At 31.3% G+C, this 17,569-nt stretch carries 18 protein-coding genes; all 18 read right to left on the bottom strand.

Annotated elements, in window-relative coordinates:
• Positions 1–82: 82 nt before the first annotated feature.
• Positions 83–1,213 (bottom strand): type II secretion system F family protein, encoded by a 1,131-nt coding sequence (locus QBK95_RS06780; RefSeq protein WP_280931893.1) that lies wholly within the window; start codon positions 1,211–1,213, stop codon positions 83–85.
• Between the two features lie 2 nt (positions 1,214–1,215).
• Positions 1,216–1,680, bottom strand: a complete 465-nt coding sequence (locus QBK95_RS06775; RefSeq protein ID WP_280931892.1) for a prepilin-type N-terminal cleavage/methylation domain-containing protein — start codon at positions 1,678–1,680, stop codon at positions 1,216–1,218.
• On the bottom strand, positions 1,673–1,990 hold the full coding sequence (locus tag QBK95_RS06770; RefSeq protein ID WP_280931890.1) for a hypothetical protein: 318 nt from the start codon (positions 1,988–1,990) through the stop codon (positions 1,673–1,675). Before QBK95_RS06770 ends, QBK95_RS06775 begins: the two co-directional genes overlap by 8 nt.
• Positions 1,978–3,216 carry a hypothetical protein gene (locus QBK95_RS06765; protein WP_280931888.1) on the bottom strand — a complete coding sequence of 413 codons (1,239 nt, stop codon included), beginning with the start codon at positions 3,214–3,216 and terminating at the stop codon, positions 1,978–1,980. The genes QBK95_RS06770 and QBK95_RS06765 overlap by 13 nt, the downstream gene beginning before the upstream one ends.
• Before the next feature lie 29 nt (positions 3,217–3,245).
• Positions 3,246–3,716, bottom strand: a complete 471-nt coding sequence (locus QBK95_RS06760) for a hypothetical protein (protein ID WP_280931886.1) — start codon at positions 3,714–3,716, stop codon at positions 3,246–3,248.
• Between the two features lie 4 nt (positions 3,717–3,720).
• Positions 3,721–4,650, bottom strand: coding sequence for a hypothetical protein (locus QBK95_RS06755; protein ID WP_280931884.1), 930 nt, complete (start codon positions 4,648–4,650; stop codon positions 3,721–3,723).
• Positions 4,651–4,901: 251 nt separating this feature from the next.
• Positions 4,902–5,636 (bottom strand): hypothetical protein, encoded by a 735-nt coding sequence (locus QBK95_RS06750; protein ID WP_280931882.1) that lies wholly within the window; start codon positions 5,634–5,636, stop codon positions 4,902–4,904.
• 584 nt (positions 5,637–6,220) lie between these two features.
• Positions 6,221–6,739 carry a hypothetical protein gene (locus QBK95_RS06745; RefSeq protein ID WP_280931880.1) on the bottom strand — a complete coding sequence of 173 codons (519 nt, stop codon included), beginning with the start codon at positions 6,737–6,739 and terminating at the stop codon, positions 6,221–6,223.
• The gene (locus tag QBK95_RS06740; protein WP_280931878.1) at positions 6,723–7,931 is read right to left on the bottom strand and encodes a hypothetical protein; all 1,209 of its coding nucleotides are present in this window, start codon (positions 7,929–7,931) and stop codon (positions 6,723–6,725) included. The genes QBK95_RS06745 and QBK95_RS06740 overlap by 17 nt, the downstream gene beginning before the upstream one ends.
• Positions 7,931–10,159 carry a type II secretion system protein GspD gene (locus QBK95_RS06735; RefSeq protein ID WP_280931876.1) on the bottom strand — a complete coding sequence of 743 codons (2,229 nt, stop codon included), beginning with the start codon at positions 10,157–10,159 and terminating at the stop codon, positions 7,931–7,933. The genes QBK95_RS06740 and QBK95_RS06735 overlap by 1 nt, the downstream gene beginning before the upstream one ends.
• A gap of 4 nt (positions 10,160–10,163) precedes the next feature.
• Positions 10,164–11,579: a GspE/PulE family protein gene (locus QBK95_RS06730; RefSeq protein WP_280931874.1), complete on the bottom strand. Its 1,416-nt coding sequence runs from the start codon at positions 11,577–11,579 to the stop codon at positions 10,164–10,166.
• Positions 11,579–12,061, bottom strand: coding sequence for a hypothetical protein (locus QBK95_RS06725; protein WP_280931872.1), 483 nt, complete (start codon positions 12,059–12,061; stop codon positions 11,579–11,581). The genes QBK95_RS06730 and QBK95_RS06725 overlap by 1 nt, the downstream gene beginning before the upstream one ends.
• Positions 12,061–12,468 carry a prepilin-type N-terminal cleavage/methylation domain-containing protein gene (locus tag QBK95_RS06720; protein ID WP_280931871.1) on the bottom strand — a complete coding sequence of 136 codons (408 nt, stop codon included), beginning with the start codon at positions 12,466–12,468 and terminating at the stop codon, positions 12,061–12,063. Before QBK95_RS06720 ends, QBK95_RS06725 begins: the two co-directional genes overlap by 1 nt.
• Positions 12,469–12,818: 350 nt before the next feature.
• Complete coding sequence (locus tag QBK95_RS06715) at positions 12,819–13,448, bottom strand: LysE family transporter (protein WP_280931869.1); 630 nt, start codon at positions 13,446–13,448, stop codon at positions 12,819–12,821.
• Positions 13,449–13,530: 82 nt separating this feature from the next.
• A complete protein-coding gene (locus QBK95_RS06710) occupies positions 13,531–13,977 on the bottom strand; it encodes a hypothetical protein (RefSeq protein ID WP_280931867.1) in 447 nt (148 codons plus the stop codon).
• Between the two features lie 74 nt (positions 13,978–14,051).
• Complete coding sequence (locus tag QBK95_RS06705) at positions 14,052–15,326, bottom strand: beta-helix domain-containing protein (protein ID WP_280931865.1); 1,275 nt, start codon at positions 15,324–15,326, stop codon at positions 14,052–14,054.
• Positions 15,327–15,787: 461 nt separating this feature from the next.
• Positions 15,788–16,228 (bottom strand): hypothetical protein, encoded by a 441-nt coding sequence (locus QBK95_RS06700; RefSeq protein ID WP_280931862.1) that lies wholly within the window; start codon positions 16,226–16,228, stop codon positions 15,788–15,790.
• 28 nt (positions 16,229–16,256) lie between these two features.
• Positions 16,257–17,513 carry a beta-helix domain-containing protein gene (locus QBK95_RS06695; protein WP_280931858.1) on the bottom strand — a complete coding sequence of 419 codons (1,257 nt, stop codon included), beginning with the start codon at positions 17,511–17,513 and terminating at the stop codon, positions 16,257–16,259.
• Between the last annotated feature and the right edge of the window lie 56 nt (positions 17,514–17,569).

The raw sequence follows: 17,569 nt of genomic DNA, 5'->3' as shown, positions 1-17,569 counted from the left end.
AGCGAATGTATCATGTTTTTGGTAGTATCTACTTGTATAATCTTGTGAAAAATTAGTATTCTCGTGTTTTGGAGATTAAATATTATCCAATAACACTACTCAATCTAAACATTGGTAAATACATAGCAATTAAGATGACTCCTACTATGATTCCTACCATAATGGTTAATAAAGGATTTAATACGTTAGAAATCACCTGTGATTGATGTTTTACTTGTTGATTATATTGCTCATTCAACTTTTGAAAAATGAATTCAGTTTGATTGGTTTCTTCGGCTACCCGAATCATTGCAATCAGTTTTTTATCAAAAATTGAACTTTTTGAAAAGGCAGCACTTAATTTGTCTCCAGCAATTACAGCTTGATTTGTTTGAGCTAAACCTTGTTGCAAAGGGTAGAAGTTTATCATGTTTTTTACTAAATCAATACTATCCACCATCGGTACTTTTGCATGGGTTAATAGAGAAAGTGCTTGCGTAAACTGAGCCATATAAATTTTTCTAAAATAGTTCCCTAAAACAGGTATTTTAAGCTGTAAGTTTCCTAAAAACTTTCGATACCATGGTTTATTTGAAATAAAGTAGATAGATAGAACTCCTATCGCTACAAATATTAGAATTAGTAATCCATTTTCTTCTGTAAATTCAGAGAAATTGATAATTCCTTTGGTAACACCAGGAAGCTCTACATTATTTTGTTTAAAAATGTCAACAAACATAGGAACTACATATCTAAGCATAAAAAAGATAACAACTAATGCTGTGAATAATACTATGATTGGATAGGTGAGCGCCGAAATGATTTCTCTTCTTAGGTCATTTTTTCGTTTGTAAAATTCACTTAATTCAAGTGTGATTTGAGCTAGTTGTCCTGTTTGTTCTCCAATCTTTATTGCATAATATTCATAATCAGTAAAGTTTTTATCTTTTTTTAGAATATCAGAAAATGAGTTACCATCTATTAATTGGGATAACATCATTGTCATTAACTTTTGATCTTTTTCTTTTTTTTGTGTTTCTGATAATAGTTCTAAACCACTTTTTAGATCGATCCCTGATTTTAATAACACACTAAGTTCTGCATACCATTGTTCTTTCTTTTTGTTGTTAAACGAATTTCCAAATAGTGTAATCTCTTTGGTTAAGATTTCAGAAATATCAAAAGAATTATCCTTTGGTTTTTGCTTTTTAGTATTTGCGATTTTTATTCCCATATTCAGAAATGGATCGTAGGATCGTTACGTTTATAGACAAAAATACGATGTAAATCCTTAGTGTCATTAAAAGTTAATTTGATAGCGTCTATTCTACCAGATTTCACTTCTTCTCCTTCAAAATAGTATGTTACATTTTTCGTTTTCAATGCAAAAGTATCGAGATCGTTTACAATACTATCCGAAACAAAAGTGTAGGTGCGGTTTTCAATAGGAGAAGAGAGTGTTAGTTCATTTTCTTTTGGATTCCATTCTGCAACTGGATATTTCGTAAAGTCTATAGTTAAAGCGACTTCTAGCGATTGTATTTTTGATTGATACTCGTAATTATTTTCAATACTTCTCATATTATTTTGTACAATACCAAGAACCGTAAATGCTAATCCTACTACAATAGCAGAAATAACAATTACTACCATCATTTCAGTTAGTGTAAATGCCTTTATTTTATGAGTTTTTTTAATCACGCAGGATCAATTGTTTTTCGTTACTTATCGTACCTTGATTATATAGTACTATCGTTTTATTGTTTTTAGAAATAATTTCTATTTCCCAAGAGTCAAAATCTTCTGTATATGGAAGACGGATTTTCTCATGAATAACCAAATATTCTAATTCCTTAATTCTATTTTCTATCGTACTTCGATCTCTTTTTATATGATTGGTAAATATGTTATTAAAACTTAAACTGGCAATCATAAATACAATAATGATGAGAACCGAAGCGGTTAGCGTTTCAATCAATGTAGCAGCTCTTATTTTTTTTAGTATAACCATGTCGCTACATTTTTTTTGGAGTTTTTAAATGGTAATCCTGCATAATCAGGAATAGGGTTTACTAATATTTTACCATTATACAAATGATTAAGGTATACAGATCCTGATTGATTAGCGATAAATTGATGGGTGAATAATGATCCTTTTACTGTACCCAGAAATTCTGCATTACCTTGACAATATATTTCACCAATAATTTGTGCACCAGTTTCCACTTTTAGGTGTGTTTTGATTCGGTTCTGTACTTCTTGTTTTTTCTTTAAGTATAAAAGAACACCTTCGATTGTAGTATTTTTTTCTATGATCAAATTAGGAATTCTCTGCTGTATTGCATTTCCTTGATTAGTGCTGGATGTTGCAGTTTTGTCTAATAATGTTACAGAAGAAGGGTAGTAGAGGTGACATTGTGTTCCTACTTCAATTTTTTTTGTTGCAATGAGTTGAAATCTACCTTTTACATTATCCTGTACAATAATTGTTGGCGCAATGAGTACAACATCTGTTAGTCGTGAAGCGGCAGTGATCACAATTTTTGATGTCGATTGGATAATAATATTTCCAGCGATGTTTTCGTTTCCTAGCGTAATGGTTTCATTGCTATAAATGGTTTTAGTTGGATCGTAAAAGGAGTTCTTAATCTCTATGCTTAGCGGGATTATATGATCTTCATCAAGATAAGCACCTTTAAGCAGTGACTCTATATAAGAAATCCAGGAAGTATCAAGCTCAGGAATATTTGGTTTGCTTTCAACGGTGCGTCCATAATATAGACTAGATCCTTGATAATAATTTCCAGATATATTACCAGCCTTAATACCTTGTTTCGGCAGGTAGCTATTACCTTCTAATCGAGTATTTCCTACAACAACTAATGGTGAGTTTTTGTTTGCTAGATATAGGTTAGCGGTTTTTGAGTGTATCGCTGTTCCAGAAAAAGCTGCCTGTTTAATTTTTCTGTTTTTAACAACAGCTTCAGTTATGGTTTTTGTCCAAATACCGTGATAATTAGATACTAATTTTAGGGTTTTAGTGTCAATATTAGTCCTGATCGTATCTTTAGTAATGGAATTATTTTCTAATGATTCTACTAAAGCAAGACTTGCTAATTCTGAAGCTTTAATTAATTCTTGTGATTTAATTCTAAAGAATGATTGTACATGAGTGAGTAATAAGAAGGCACTAAGCAGTATTGCAATAATTACAGAAATAAGCAATGCAAATTGCATGGCTTGGGCTTTTATTTTATATAATATTTTCAATTCAAAATTTGAAATTGCTTTGTTGAACCTTTATATCGTAGTTTGATAGTGCCAGTAGTACCTTTTATGAGTTTTACTTCAGAGAATGATTCATTGATTCGCATTAATTGATCCGATCCATTGATTTCTACCATAAAAATGGCAGATGAATTATTCTGTGCAGAAACCAATCCTTTATATCGTATAGACGGCCATACGATTTCTTGTTTTTTTGCTACAGGTTTAGGATTTTGATTAATTACTTTTTTAGGTTTATAGATGGTGCCCAAAAAAGGATCTCTATCAACCTCTCCGATCGTAAATTTTTCTCTTTCTTTGGTTTTAATGGTTGCAAAGGAAATAGGATTTGTATTTGCAATTACAGGATCTTCATCAGAGAACGCGTCTACTACCTGAAAAATGATAGCGCCCCAGATACATACAACCAGTGGTAATAATACATATAATCCTTTCTTTCCTTTAAGCATCTTGTTAATTTATAGTAAAATTAAATGTGTCACTGGCTTCACTCTGGTTACCTGCTTCATCGAATGCTTTAATAAACCAATAATAGGTGTTATTGGTGTCTAAAGTAATATCCGTAGGAGAAGTTGCTTGATCTTTGGTTACCAAATCTGTTAACTGCATATTGCGATATACATAGATACTATCAAATTCTGTACTACCTTCTACAACTTCTCTAGTCCATGAAAACGATACGATCGCATCTGTTAGCGTAGCTTGATTTGCAGGAGTTGTTGCCACAGGTTTTTTGGGATTCATAGTATCTACCGTTAAGGTTCTGGTAAAGTATAATGTATTTTGTGTATTGTTTTCTGCACGAACCTGCCATTTGGTAATACCTTCTGGAAATGTAAGTTGAATCGAATTTGTGGAGCTGGTATTTTCGTCAATTACCTGATCACTTTCGTCTAATAATTGTATTCTATATGAAGTAGCATCTGTAACTGTTTCCCATTGTAAGGTAATCGATGCATTATTAAGGATAATATTATCCTGTGGTGAAGAAAGTATCACATCTCTTGCAGAAAAATCTTCACTCTCGATAATACTAAAACCAGCTGTAGCATATATGGTTTGGGACCCAGAATTCTGTGCTCTCACTCTCCATTCGTAACTGTTTTTTACCAAAGTGGTACTAAAATTAGTAGCGGTTATTGTTGTGTCTTCTGCAATTTGTGTTGCATTTTCGAAGGTTGGTCTCGCAATCTGAAGTCTATAGGATGTAGCTTGATCAACAGCGTTCCAACTAAAGGCAACAGCAGTACTTTCTACCTGTGATCCATTGGATGGAGCTACGAGTGTGACTATATCATCCGTAATATCCTCTTCAAAAAGGATTTCTTCGCATCCTAATAAGGTGAATAACAGTATTGAGATATATATAAATTCTTTTTTCATAGTAGTGTTTTCATTTTCTTAGTTTGCAAAAAAATACTAGATGTAATAATATATTGCATATTTAAGCTTTTACGTAATTTGCCAATACGAATGCTTCGACCAATAAGGTAAAGCCTATCAAAAATAGAACTAAGAATTTTTAAAAGATATTCTCGATAAATTTTTAGTCTCGTCTTCATTTTGATAAAATACTCGAATCGATGCTCTTTTTTAGCGTGTTTTATCTAAATACATGGCTAGTATATAGATAGCTATAACTTAAAATAATCTATTTTATCTTTTGCTTTTTCTGCGTTTTTATACGTGTTTTTTGGGCAGTTGTCATTTTCATCTACAATGTCAAACAGTGTTACCCTTCTTTTATCATTTTCTCCCCAACAGAAATAAGATAATCGATATCCAAATATGGTGACATCTGAAAAATCAATGGTTTTATATGGTTTGCCATTTTTTACCAGTGATAATTCATATTGTTTATAGTTTTTATTTATCAAAAATACCGCTTCTGCAGTATGCATCTCATTTATCATATCTTGAGATACTGCCATAGAAACTGATGAGATTATTTCTGCATCTTCCTGACGTTTTAGATATTCAATAGTTTGTTGATTATATGCTTCTTCAAGTTCTGCTATGGTTGTTACCCAATCAATCAATTCGATTTTGAGAAACTGAGGTTTGTTATCTAGTGAATCTACATAGGTAATCTGTTGTGCATTGTGTTGTGATGCAGCTAGATATGCTTTGTAGGTAGCTTTGTCAAAATTTGTAGTGGTAATGCCAGTCCTGATTGCTTTTTTGTATGTAGGGATTGTAGTTACCTGAAAATCAGTGTTAAGTATATGGTTTTCATGAATCCCAATAACTCCTAATGCAATTGGAGTGGTTGTAGCTGTATGCATTGCAGTTTTATTTACCGAAATGCTACGACATCCAGCCAAACAGATAAGACTTATTACTGCAAGAATATAATTTTTATAATTCATATACTGATCTTGTATTTACCACAAAATGAGCCGCCAAAGATAATAGAAGCCAGCTAATTATGCTAGTAAGCTATTGATTATTATGATTGGTATAACCTTACTTATGGTTTCTTATAAGATAGTGTCTTTTTTGAGTAAAATGTTACCCCCATTTAGAGTAAAAATTTTAATTATAGAGATGGATAATGAAAATATAGCGTTAAAAACAAGATGAGTTTGATACTGCGATTAATATAACAGATCCTATTGGATTAAGTGTCGAATCGTTAACTCTTGATCTTTTACATTTCTATAGACATAACTATATACACCTTCATCATCGTATATTTTTACTTTTTCTAATATTTCAAAATCATATTTTAACTTTCCGTCTTTGTTATTGTACGTATTGTAAATCCGCGCTATCCTTTAGATTAGCATTATATATTGAGATTCATGTATAGATTTCAAGCGCTTAATTCTAGAAGTTTCAATGCTAAAAACCTTTGATCTGATAAGAAGTTTATCTTTTATTATACTAAGGTGAAAAAACTAAAATAGAGCGCTAAACGTATAAATTTCGATCAATTACAAGCAAATGTGTTCTAATTAATACGTTGCACCAAGATTTGACATTGTAAGAAGCGCCTACCTGTTCTAAAGTTTTTTTTCTTTTCGAAATGAACATTAATTACGTTTCCAAAACTATATTTTTGTTCTAATGCATATACTACATTGATTAAGGATTTATAATCTCCTTGTAATGTGAAATTGTAGGTAGTGGTAGTTTTTTGAGATATTTCGTTTAGATGTATATGTGGTTCCTCGAAAGCAATTATTGTAAATCCGGAATCACCCGATAATGTATTGAGTACTTTTAAGATGTTATTCTGTAATGAGTTTCCCTCTACATTATTCTTTTTCAGAATTTCATTTAACTGTTTTTCTTTATTAGCTAATGCTGCTAATTGAGCAGGAGCTGATTCATAAACCTCCTTTTGATTTTCGAGTTTGGCCACTTCTTTGCTGATCGCAAAAGTTTTTGCAAAACCATATTGATATGCAATACCTAAGACTAATAATAGGCTTACGATTAGTGCTATGTTTTTATTTTTTTGTGTCATCAATGAGATTAATTGCTATTTCGAAAACCGAAGTATTCTTCTTATCTAACCCATAATTAACAATGGTAACATGGTTCACAAAGTGTAAACTTTCTATCTTTTGTATCCAATTTGTAAAACTTATTTTGTCTGATGAATCCCCAGAAATAGCAATTGTTTTGTCTCTTACTATAATTGGTTTGTCACTACGTATTGTTTTAGCTATTGGTTGATAACTGAATGACTTTAAAATAACAGTAGACGGTTGCGATTGTATAATTTGATCTGTATAATAAGATCCTTTAGAGAATCCAGTGGTTATAATACTGTTAACAATGTCTTCTTTAGTGCTAACTATCGATTGTTGTTTTTCAATATGTTCTTTTTGCGTGGTATAAATTTGTTCTTCTTCTTGTAAACCTTGCCAAGTTTTGTATTTGCTATTGAAAACAAAGAAATTAATTAATAATGAGATTAGTAAAAATCCAATCCCATATTGTAATGTGTTTTTAAAAAATCTAGATTCTTTATACCTATGTAGGAGTTCAGTATTTTTCTCTTCAATATTTCCAGAAATGGATGTTTGATCAATTACAGTATCCAGTATTGAAGCAAAAGGTAGTGTATGTGTGCTAGGTATTACAACAGAATCGATTTTATAATTCCTTATTTGATCTGAGCCTTGTTGAATTGAAGCAATCTGATTATTGTTAATTGTAATCGTCGTATTATAAGTTTGTAGTTCAGTATCTTGAATATACGATATTAACGATGTGGTTTTAAGACTTCCAAGATCAATACTAGTAATCAGGATATTTGCCTCTTTATACTTATCAATAACCTCATTAACGTATTGTTTTCTACATACAGTAACAAAAGATGTAGTGTTGGTTTTTAGGATTTGATAGTAAAAATCATCTACATCCAGATTAGGATAAGCTTTTGCTAAAACTTCCTGATCTGTACCTATAAAATCTACTGTTTTACTTAAGATATTGCTGTCGGTAATGATCAGATGAGCTTTCCCTGAAGCTTTAATAACTTCGGTAAGTTCACTAAAGTGTACTTTTATAAAATGCTGAGTAACATCTAGCTCATCTTTTTTTTGTATTACCTTGATGCCAATAATTATAGGAGCATTTTCTTGTTCTGAATGTTCAAAAGCAAGAAAGGTTTTTCCTATTGGATTATATGATACTAGTGATGTTTCCATTAATAAAACACTGTAGGTTTTATAATTACATTTAGTTTTTTCTTAGAATCTTCTCTTCTTCTTTTACTAAAGAGCCATTTGATGATAGGAATACGAGATAAAAGAGGTACTCCAGATCCTGAATCATTCTTTACTTTTTCCTCAATTCCACCTAAAATTGCAACATCATTAGCCTGCATTCGCATGATAGAAGAAAACCTTCTGCTATTAATATCTGGTGGAGCATCTTCTGCAATACGTTCACCACTAAAATTAGATTGTATTACTTGTATATCTAAAGTGATCTGACCATCTCCAGAGACAAAAGGTTTAAACTCTAATGCTAATTCTGCATCTATAGGTTGATAATTAACTATTTCTGAAGTCTGAGGGTTTTGTGATCCAAAAATGTTTTGACTGGTAACTGCATAATAGGTTGTCTGTCCACTGGATAAATAAGCTTTATGTCCATTAAGAGTGCTCAGTTTAGGGGTTGATAATATTTTTACATTACCATTAGACTCCATTGCTTTGATGTCCATATAAAAATTAGGGACTACATTTCCAAGATTTAAAGATCCAAAGCCATCAAAACCACCTATAATTCTATTAATGGTTTGTGAACCTAAGGTAATATTAGCATTCGGAAAACTAACTCCTTCGGCAGTAGTAGGCTCTTTACCAAGCCCAAATTCAATACCTGTTTCTACAGTTGCACTTCTGCTTACTTCCAGAATCATCACCTCAATTAGGATTAAAGGAACAGGTTTGTCTATATACTTTACAAAATTCTTGAATTTTTCTACTCGCGTTCCTGATCCGCTAACTACAAAACTGTTTAATTCAGTATCTATTTTAATATCTAAACCTTCAGTAATTGATGCTGGGAAAATATCTGAAATCGATCCTGCTTGTGTACTATTCCCACTATTGGAAGAAGAATTTCTTGATATTCCAGAGTTTATGTTTCCTTGATTTCTGGTATTAGTTCTGTTTTGATTAAAATTAGAGTTTCCTTGATTTCCAAAAAAATTGGTTCCACCAGTTACAAAATTATTATTCCCAAAACTGTTTCCACCTAATCCACCCGAAGGATTAGCATCACCAAGCATAGCAATAGAGCGGTGCATCATCTGAACCATTTCTATTTTTTTGATGGTTAACTGATTTTCGGTTCCAAAATAGTATACGTTACCTTCTTTCTTAAAGGTGAAATTGCTAGAGGTAGCTGCGTTCTTGTTTTGAAAACCTCCTTGTTGATTTGTAGTGTTATTTCTGTTAGATTGACTATTAGATGCTGTATTTTGAGCAACATTCTTAGAATTACTTTCAAAAATCTTTACCAATAAATCATCAAAACTAATAGCTTCAGCTTTTACAGTTACTTGACCTGCATCTTCCAAAGGAGAAGCTGTAAAAATATTTAGTTTTAAATCTTCTGAAACATTATTAATAAGTTCAGAAACATTTGCATTTCTTAAATCCACAGAAAGCACTCTATTTAAGGTATCAACTATTTTGTAGTTAGAATTACCTCTTCTTCTGCGTGCAGAACCTGAACCGCCCGAAGTGTTGTTTACACCAGGAATACTTTCGAATTCATAAAACCCGTCTCTTGTTTTGTTGAAATCTAAATCGTTTGTTTCAGCAAGTTTCTGTAATGCAACATCTATGGGTACGTTACTTAAGTATAATGTAAGGTTTTTGGTATTTAATTCTGGAGTATAAAGTAAGTTCTTACCAGAAGCCTCTGTTATTTTTCTGAATACCTTCGGCAATGGATCATTTCTAAGATCCGTTGATAGTGTACCTGCTGTTAGATCATAATCTATGATTAACTCTTTTTCTACTGGGATTTCGGTAGGTGGTACGTATTTCTTTATCGATAATATATTACCTGTGAATTTAATGTCTAAATTATATTCTTTAACCAAAAAAATCAATAAATCCTGTACGGTAACATCGTTAAATCCATTAATTATATTAACCGAGTTAAGTTGATCAGAAGGGTTGATGTTAATTTTATGAACCTGCGAAACTGCTCTTAAAAAGTTAAGAAGCGTAGTATTGGAAATGCTTATATTAACTTTCTCTGCTAAACCTGGTACTTCTACACTTAGTAACTGTAGTTTGTTTTGTATAGTCCCAATTCTGGTATTATCTTCTGATTGATTCTGAAAATTATCCTGTGCAAAGGATAGTATTCCAAAATTAAAAATGAAACATATTAAAAGTATGTTTTTCTTCATGGTATTAATTATTAGCTAATAATGCATATACTTCTTCTACAGAAGTTACACCTTCCCTTACTAGGCGCAAAGCATTTTGTTGTAGCGTATCAATATTTTGGGTGGCAATGTAGTCATCAATTTGTAATTCATTATGACGTATTGCTGTTTCTAGTTTTTTTGTAATAGGTAATAGTTCATAAATCGCTTTTCGACCATAGTATCCAGTTTGGTAACAATGATTACATCCAGTAGCGATATAGTGATTTTTTAAATCTTCAGGAATGTCAAATCCTAAAGGAAAGTCCTTGATTTCAGAATTTTTCTCTTTTTTACAATGAACACATAATTTACGAACTAATCGCTGAGCGATACTCATAGTTAATGTACTGGCTAACAAAAATGCTGGGACTTTCATGTCAATAAGTCTGGAGATAGTAGCCCAAGACGAATTGGTGTGTATGGTAGATAGTACTAAATGTCCTGTTAGCGCTGCTTTTATAGCCATGTTAGCTGTTTTGTCATCTCTAATCTCACCAACCATTATAATGTCTGGATCCTGACGTAAAAATGCGCGTAATGCTGCAGGAAAATCAAATTCTATATCTTCTCTAAGTTGTACTTGATTCACTCCTTCTAAAGTATACTCTATTGGGTCTTCTATGGTTAATATATTAGAAACTTCTTTGTTGAGTTCTTTTAATGTAGCATAAAGAGTGGTAGTTTTTCCAGAACCGGTAGGTCCAGAAATTAAAATAATCCCTTGAGGTTTTTTGGTAGCTTCTCTGTATAGTTCAAGTTCTTTTTTCGTGAATCCTAAGTCATCTAATTGTACATCTTGGGTATCTCTACTTAAAAGACGTAATACAATTTTTTCTCCATAAAGCGTTGGCATTGTAGAGACTCTAATATCGAATTCTTCTAAGCCATTTTTAAAAGTAATACGACCATCTTGAGCTAGTCTTTTTTGTGAAATATCCAAGCCTGATTGTATCTTAATTTGATTAATCAGTTGCGGGTATTCTTTATTACTAATGGTATATTGTTCTTTGAGTTTTCCGTCTAGTCTGAGTCGTACTCTGCAGAATTTTTCATAAGGTTCCATGTGGATATCACTACTGCCAAAATCTTTTGCTGTAGTAATTAGTTTTTGTAAAAAATTATCTTCGTAGTGTAGGTTCTGATTAGATCCAGATGTGGTTTTTCTATAATTTAGAGTTAAGTAAGATTGTATGTTTTCTTTCGTTTCTTTAATCAGAGCAACTTCTTGATTAAGAATAATAGAAAGCTCTTTTTGAAGCGCATCTTGATTCTCAGAATCCGTTTTGAAAAATAATGTTTCCTGATCTCTTGAGAACGGAATTATTCTATAATGAAAGGCTTGATTAGGTGTAATCAATTGCTTCATATTAACAGGTATGTCAAAAGAATCTACTTTCATTATATTAGATACAGGTTAATTATACTGGTGGCCCAATTGCCTATTAAAATAAGGGCTAAAAACAAAGACATATATCCTGCTAAAGGAATTGTGTTGTGTCTGGAGTTATTTTTTACTATTAGCCAAATACCTAAAGAGAACAATAACGAGAATACAAAGATTATCATAAATGTTATGGTAGGGAAGGCTATTGCTAATGCTAAAAAAAACATAGCATCGCCTATGCCAAATACTTCTTTAAAAAAAGGACGTTTTATTTTGATCAGAGAATAGATATAGAGTACTGCGATTATTGTACCTATTAATCCTGTATTAATTAAAATAGCATTTTTAAAATGGATAGGAAGCACATTGTTATAATGCAAAAGCCCTAATAACATGGAAAGACTTGGAAACAAAAACCAGTACACTTCTCTGTTATCAAGATCCTGATAAGTAATATATCCCAGATTAAACATTACAAGTCCTTTCAAAATCAACATTAGTCTTTAGTGATTTGCTTTGGATTTCCGTTTTCGTCAATTTCCCAGATGTTAAAAACTCCATCACCATCAAAATCTACTACAGCCGTAGCTCTTACTTTAAAATTAGAAATAGAAGCCTCTAGGATTTCGTAACTATAGTTGGCAGTACCTCCATTTTTTACAGTTGTAGGAGATTCATAATTAATTTCGTTAAAGTCAATAGAGTACTTAGAATTAAGATATCTATATTGGGTTTGCATATTGCTAATGGTCTTTAGCTGTATTTTTGCTTCTTGTGCTTTTGTTTGCGCGATAAGTGGTAAAAAATTGGGTAATGCTATTAACAATAATATCCCTATAATTGCCAAAACCAACAGCATTTCCTGAAGGTTAAAGGCCTTTATTTTATGTGTTTTATGTTTCATAATCATTGATTATCAGATTTTGAGCAGATAATTTGCAAAAATATACTTTTTTTGATGTATCTATAGTTCCGATTGGATAATATCGATGTTTTTAACCAAAACTCATGTAATAGTGTACTTAAATCGAATAATGTTACCCCTTGAAAAGAGAAAAATTTGATTTTTAACTAATTGTTTAATTATTGAGAGCTAGAATTCGTTCTAAGAAATGGGGAATTTTTTTTGGATAAAGAGATTCCAATAATAAAGAGATTACAATAATTTACTAGTTGGTAAAAATATATTGCAAAACTCTTGTTCTTGGTGTAATAATGTTGATAAGAGAAATAACGAAATGTTGTTTTATTTGTTTATGCTACAAAGAATTTTAAACCTTGTGCAACTGAAATAACAATTAATGCAACTCCAATAATCTTAAATAATTTGGTTTTAGAATCTGTGGATTTTTGTGCCATTTTATCTCCCCATTTGCTGTATAAATACAATGTGCCAATTTTACCAAGATATATTCCAGAGAAAAATAGAAATAACGCGATCAGAGGAGTATATAGCGTAAGTTCGAACAAGTGTTTATTGGTTAAAGAAATAGCTATTATCCAATATATAATAACAGGTGGGTTTAAAAAAGCAAGAGAGAAACCAGTTAAGAATTTAGACTTGCTTAGTTTGATTTTGGATGGCTTATTATTGTCTTTTTTGTTTTTTCGTACTAAAAAATAAATCCCAATAGCTAAAAATATTGAAATAATAACTATCTGAATCCATCGATTGTTTTCGAAAAAATCTGTAAGCTCCATACTACAGTGTAATGCAAAAAAAGCTAATAGTACTTCTCCGATACCAGCTGCTAATGCAATACGAAATGCTTTTCTGGTGTCTTCTTTAATAGTGGTATTAATTACAGCAATATTTACAGCTCCAAGAGGTAACGCACCAGCTACCGCAGTTAAGATTCCAAGAATTAGATAGAATGTAATCATGTTCGATTAGTAGAAATTTCTAAATAACCCTTACATTTATTTATGTAATTATAAAGAAACATCTTGTTGGCGGCTTCTTACCTTAAAAACTCCCACTAACTCCGATCCTCATTTTTTTTATGATTTCTTCAAAATATAGAATTGTCAATATAATTTTTTCTGTGTCGGCATAAGGAACTAGTTCCTCAATAGAGATTTCAATTGTGTCAAGTGCTTCTTGAGTGGCAGTTACACTTTTCTTTAGTGTTTTAAGGTGGTCAGAATCTTCTTTTATTCCTAAATCACCTAATCTAACTTCTGGCTCATTAGTTAATGATAGAAATGGGATTATGGTTACAATTTCTCTTACTCTTTTTTGATAGAGTTTAATAAGGTCACCTTTTCTTAAATTTTCGAGATCACTTATCGTGTGAAATTTATTTATTTGATCTTTTTGGGTGAAAAAAACGGCTTCATTCTTTGTCTGTCCATACGTACATTGTATCAATAGAAAAAAAATGAAACCTAATAGTAAGTTTGACTTTAGCATAAATGTATTTAGTATTATTAACAATAAATGATGGATTTAGAACATCCAGAACAAAATATATATGATATTGCCTATTATTGCATTACCATATAATTGTTCATTGCTTTTTTAAGCTGAAATTTTGGGGCTACTTTGTTTTGCGGATCCTCGAATAATATATCTACACTTACAAAATCCTGCGTAAATCTATTATATTTTAGTACATCTAGAACACCAGTACTCGGTTTATAGTCTACTTCAACACCTTCTCCCTGAATATTAAAAAAACTATTGTCCATTTTAAAAGCTTTTTCAATTACAGTTAGCGATGTATAGGATTGGTCGAATTTTACAACATTTAGGAAACCTGATATTTTAGAATTATGTAGGTAAACCAAAGCTGAGTTTGAAGCAGAAATAGCCGAAGTGGTATGGATATAGTTAGAGTTGTCAGAAAGATTTACAAAGATTGAATTGGTAATTGTTACATCTGTGATTGCATTAGGTTTTAGGTATCCTAAATCTTTATTATAACCATCAATTTCTAAGGCGTATGATCCTTTTGGACTTGTAATATATGGATGTCGTACAGCCATTAAATAGTCTAGATCTCCTTTAAAACCTTCAGAGATTTGAAAATCATCATCTTCTGCCTTAAAAGATACCATGTTTCTCATATTGTTATTACCGCCAGACCAATTAAATGAATCTTGACCTGAATAACTTACCATCACGTGATCTATGATTGATGCAGTACCTATTCCGAATAAGGATAATCCATTGGAATTTTCCGCTCTCTTGGATTTGTTACCAGGAAATTCTATTCTTACATATCTGATTATTGCAGTTTGTTCATCAACATCATCACCTCCATAGACAGAAAATTGAGGATTAAATCCTCCTTTAATGACTCCATTACCTGATACTGAATTAACTTTACCAGAACCGGCTACAATAATTCCTCCCCAATCACCACTTGCTCTGGATTTTGAAGCTTTGTTAGACGTAAAAACAATTGGATAAGCATCAGACCCAGCTGCAATTAATTTAGACCCTTTGGTAACAATTAAACTTGCTGGGTTTATGTGATCACATCTTATGATAGTACCTTCTTGAATAGTAAGAGTAACTCCATTTGTTACATAAACGTCTCCTGATAATAAATACACCACATCATTGGTGAGATAGGTGTCATCTGCAATGATATTTGGAAGTTTTTCTTCAGCCTCAGGATAATTCGTTGCATTGGGTGTAAAATTAGTCCAGCCTTTTATCCATTTGTTTTCATTTCTATTAAAATCCTGTGCATTAGAAATTGGAATAAAAGAGAATAGTAAGGTAAACGTAAAAAAAGCGCATCTTAGTTTCATACAAAGTGTTATTTTGGGGTTATAAATTTAAGAGGAAAATTCTCTCTTCTAATTTAGGTTCACTAAGTTAAGATACTTTTTTCAGAGTAAGTTACGTTTTTACCGTAAAATATGTACGTTCATCGTTATTTTAATATTTATTACGAAAACTTTAAGAGTATAATTCCTACACCAACATGTTTATATTGTTGATTTTCAAGGTTTTATTATTTGTTTAATATTTATGGGTAAAAGATAAACAGAAATGTTTTTTTAGCTAATTTTTTTTATATTTAAAAAACCACTTTTTTATAACTATCTATTAAACAGTATTTTGTGTTTTTGTCGATTCGAAGGAATTCCTCTTTTATTTAAAGGGTTTTACTTTTTTGAAATCAAACATGAGTTTGTTGGAGTGTACTTTTGAAGGTTTTTTTATACACTTTGTCGATAATTAATTGTTAGTGCATTGCATGCTCTTTTTATATATTTCCTTTAGTACCCAATCTCATCTTTTTTATCATTTCTTCAAAGTACAAAATCGTCCAGATAATTTTATCTGTATCTGAATAGGGTATTAATTCTTTTATTGTATTTGTGGTATATTCAAATGCTCTATCAGCTATTTCATTGTTTTTTTCTACTACTTTTATATTATCAGAGTCTTCTTTAATACCTACGTCACTAAGACTGGTTCCTGGTTCATTGGACAATGATAGGTATGGTAGGACTATAAAAATTTCTCTGGTTCGCTCTAGATATAGTTTAATTAATTCTCCTTTGTTTAGGTCCTGTAATTCATCAATAGTATGAAATCGATCAATTAGCTTATCACTACCAAAGAAAACTCCTTTTTTCTTAGTCTGAGCACTAAGCGTGCTCATGATAAATATCATTAGTAATAGAGTGATTGTTTTTTTCATGGTATTAGTTTTTGATGGAAAAACTGGTTTATTGAACAACCATATAGTTGTTTAATGAATTTTTTAATGTAAAATCTGGATTAGCACGATCCAGTGGATTACTGAAAATCTCTTCTGGTTGAAGGAATGTTTTAGTAAAACGATTGTATTTAAGAAGGTTGAACAGGTCATCCTCTATATTGTTTTGGGTAATAACACCATTCTTGTGGATGTTGAAAAAACTATTATCTAGTTTAAATGCCGTTTCAATCATTCTGAGAGTTGAAAAGGTTTTATCTAATTTGACTACATCTGAAAAACCAGATATATTAGAGTCATTGAGATACAATTCACCAAGATTATTTATAGAAATAGCGGCTCTTGTATGACTATAGTTGTTTTCGTCTACCAAGCTTATTAATGTTGCTCCTGTGATATCGATGCTGGATAGTATTTTAGAGTTTTCAAATCCAAGACTTTTGTTGTAACCATCTACTTCGATAGCATAAGAACCATTATTACTTGTGATATATGGATGTTTGATAGCAAGAATATTTATTAATTCTCCTCTGTAACCTTGAGTGAAATCATAATCATCATCGTTTGATTTATAAGAAATAAGATTTTTGGAAATAGAATTTCCTCCATGCCATTCAAAAGAATCATCAGCAGAATAGCTTACCATAATGTTTTCTACAACAGATTTGTTTCCTAAAGCATATAAAGAAAGACCATTAGTAGATTTGCCTGCGTATTCAATCCTAACATATCTTAGGATAGTAGTTTCTTCTTCTGGGGTATTTCCTCCAAATATTGTGTATAGTGGGTTAAAGTTTCCTTTTATAATTCCTTCACCTTCAACAGTGTTAGCTTTACCAGAACCTATAATCGTAATTCCTCCCCAGTCACCGCTTTTTCTGGAATTACTTAATTTATTAGAGGTGAATACTATTGGAGATGCTTTGCTACCATCGGCAATTAGTTTGGCCCCTTTGGTAACAATAAGGTTTGTTGATTTCTCTGTATCTGCTTTTATTAACGTTCCTTCTTGTATTATTAAAGTAGCATTGTTTGTTACATAAATATCTCCAGACATTAGGTAAACGATATCACTTCTTAAGTATGTGTCTTTATCTATGATGTTTGGTAATTGTTCATCATAATCTGGGTAATTCGTGTTATTGGGCTCAAAATTAGTCCAATCTCTGGTCCATTTCATGGTATTTTGATTAAAACTACTTTGAGATAATCCAGTAATTGAAATCATAATAAACAAAAATAAACTTAGTAGTTCTCTTTTTTTCATAGCTTCATTTTTTAAGTTCTACTTTTATTAAACTCTTTTGAGATATTAGTTTTTAA

The sequence above is a fragment of the Aquimarina mycalae genome, from assembly GCF_029906345.1.
Lineage (GTDB): Bacteria > Bacteroidota > Bacteroidia > Flavobacteriales > Flavobacteriaceae > Aquimarina.
This window is presented reverse-complemented; position numbering and strand designations above follow the sequence as displayed.